A 2962-nucleotide genomic window follows, 5' to 3' on the forward strand; every position below is an offset into this window, starting at 1 on the left:
CCCGCGTGCCGCGGCGTCGGCCGTGCCGGCGAGGGTGTCCACGTCCGGGTACGGGCGGCCCGCGCACACCGTGTCGGCCCAGGAGGGCGCGGCGCAGCACGCGAGGAGCGCGGGAGTCACCTCCCCGGCCGGTGCCGCGTTGAACTCGTCCAACGTCATGGGATCAAACCTTTCGGATCGCGGAAGAGAGATTCCGTTGAACGAGAGCATGCACCTGTGACAGCCTTCACGTCAACAGTTTGTTGAAGATGTTCCGGACCTCGTGCTTCCGTTCGGAGCATCCCGTCCGTCGCGCACCAGTGAGGTCCGATGTCCAACACCAGTCCCGGCTACGCCGTCACCGTCCGGGTCCAGACCCCGTCCCACGCCGACGCCACCAGCGACCTGGTGGCCGCCGTGCGCCACGCCGGGGGCGCACTCACCGCACTCGACGTGGCCGAGTCGCACGCCGACCGGCTCGTCGTGGACGTCACCTGCGACGCCGCCGACGCCGACCACGCCGAATCGATCACCGAGGCACTGGGCGCGGTCGAGAACGTGACCGTGCGCAAGGTCAGCGACCGCACGTTCCTGCTGCACCTCGGCGGCAAACTCGAGGTCAATCCCCGGGTCCCGCTGCGCAACCGGGACGACCTCTCCCGCGCCTACACCCCCGGGGTGGCCCGGGTCTGCCGGGCCATCGCGGACCGTCCCGAGGACGCGCGGCGGCTGACCGTCAAGCGCAACACCGTCGCCGTGGTCACCGACGGGTCCGCGGTGCTCGGCCTCGGCGACATCGGCCCGGCCGCCGCGCTGCCGGTGATGGAGGGCAAGGCGGCCTTGTTCAAGCAGTTCGCCGGGGTGGACGCCTGGCCCGTGTGCCTGGACACCCGCGACCCGGACGACATCGTCCACATCGTCCGGTCGATGGCGACGGTGTACGGCGGGATCAACCTGGAGGACATCGCGGCACCCCGCTGCTTCGAGATCGAGCGGCGGCTGCGCGACGAGCTGGACATCCCGGTCTTCCACGACGACCAGCACGGCACCGCCGTGGTGGTGCTGGCGGCGCTGACCAACGCCCTGCGGGTGGTCGGCAAGAAGCGGGAGGGGCTGCGGGTGGTCGTCAGCGGCGTCGGCGCCGCCGGGCACGCCATCATCCGACTGCTGCACGCCCAGGGGGTGACCGACATCGTCGCCTGCGACCGGCACGGGGTCGTCCACCCGGAGCGGGACGGGCTCGACCCGGACCGGCGGTGGATCGCCGACAACACCAACTCCCGCGGGGTCACCGGCACGCTCGCCGGGGCGCTGGCCGGTGCCGACGTCTTCGTCGGCGTGTCCGCGCCGAACCTGCTCGACGGCGCCGACCTCGCCGCGATGGCGGACGACGCGATCGTGTTCGCCCTGGCCAACCCGGACCCGGAGGTGGACCCGTTCGCCGCCCGCGGGCACGCGGCGGTGGTGGCCACCGGCCGGTCGGACTTCCCGAACCAGATCAACAACGTGCTCGCCTTCCCCGGCCTGTTCCGGGGCATGCTGGACGCCGGGGCACACCGGATCACCGACGCGGTGATGCTCGCCGGGGCGGAGGCGATCGCCGACTCGGTCGAGCCGTCCGAGCTCAACGCCAGCTACATCGTGCCGTCGGTGTTCGACGACTCGGTCGCCCCGGCCGTCGCCGCCGCGGTCCGCGCGGCCGCCGACCGGGACACCGCCGACCGGGACACCGCCGACCGGGACGGGGCGCGGTCGTGAGCGCCGGCGTGGAGGGCCTGGCCGAGGAACTCGACCGGCGCCTGGCCACCGCCGACCGGGAACTGGCCCGGCGCTTCCCCGGCGACCGGGGCGTGCGGCAGCCGGTGCACACGGTCTACGTCCCCGCCGACCGGTACACGGCCGCCACCGTGCCGGACTGGGGCGCACGGGCGTCGGCCGTGCTGGACGAGCACGCGGACACCCCGGAGGCCCTGGCCGGGGCGACGGGCGTGCCCACGGAGACCGCCCGTGCGGTCCACGACCGGATCCGGGACAAACTGGCGCGGGAACCGGTCGAGGACCTGCGCGTCGACTTCGAGGACGGCTACGGCACCCGCCCGGACGCGGAGGAGGACGCGGCGGTGACCGCCGCCGCCGAGGCACTGGCCGACACCGTGCGGTCCGGGACGGCGCCGCCGTGGCACGGCATCCGGTTCAAGAGCTTCGAGGCGCCCACCCGCCGCCGGGGGCTGGCGAGTCTGTGGTCGTTCGTCGAGACGCTGCACGCCGCCGGGGGGCTCACCGACGGGTTCGTGGTGACCCTGCCGAAGGTGACCTCGGTGGAGCAGGTCGAGGCGATGGTGCTGGTGTGCGGGCGGCTGGAGGCCGCCCTCGGGCTGGCCGAGGGTTCCCTGCGGTTCGAGATCCAGGTGGAGACCCCGCAGTCGATCCTCGGACCGGACGGCACGGTGCTCGTCGCCCGCATGGTGCACGCCGCGCGGGGCCGGTGCACGGGTCTGCACTACGGCACCTACGACTACTCCGCCTCGTGCGGCATCGCGGCCGAGCATCAGAGCATGGAACACCCGGCGGCCGACCACGCCAAGGCGGTGCTGCAGGTGGCCGCCGCGGGCACCGGCGTGTTCCTGTCCGACGGCTCCACCAACGTGCTGCCCGTCGGCGCCTCCGAGCGGGTCCACGCGGCGTGGCGGCTGCACACCCGGCTGGTGCGCCGGTCGCTGGAGCGTGGTTTCTACCAGGGCTGGGACCTGCACCCGGCCCAGCTGCCGACCCGCTACCTGGCCACCTACACCTTCTACCGGGAGGGACTGGCGCAGGCCACCGGCCGGCTGCGCGGTTACCTCGGCGGTGGTGAGTCGGGCTGGCTGGACGAACCCGCCACTGCCGCCGCCTTGGCCGGGTTCGTGCTGCGGGCGCTCGACTGCGGCGCGGCCACCCCGGGCGAGGTCGAACACGCCGTCGGCGCCGGTCCCGACCGGCTGGC

2 protein-coding genes are annotated in these 2962 nt (G+C 73.8%); both read left to right on the top strand.

What is annotated here, in order from left to right; genetic code table 11:
* Nucleotides 1-309 precede the first annotated feature (309 nt).
* Nucleotides 310-1737: an NAD-dependent malic enzyme gene (locus tag SACPADRAFT_RS0217825; RefSeq protein WP_007027096.1), complete on the top strand. Its 1428-nt coding sequence runs from the start codon at nucleotides 310-312 to the stop codon at nucleotides 1735-1737.
* On the top strand, nucleotides 1734-2962 hold a 1229-nt coding region (locus SACPADRAFT_RS28495), incomplete at its 3' end, for a DUF6986 family protein (RefSeq protein ID WP_007027097.1). The genes SACPADRAFT_RS0217825 and SACPADRAFT_RS28495, both read left to right, overlap by 4 nt.

The sequence above is a fragment of the Saccharomonospora iraqiensis subsp. paurometabolica YIM 90007 genome, assembly GCF_000231035.2.
Classification (GTDB): Bacteria; Actinomycetota; Actinomycetes; order Mycobacteriales; family Pseudonocardiaceae; genus Saccharomonospora; species Saccharomonospora paurometabolica.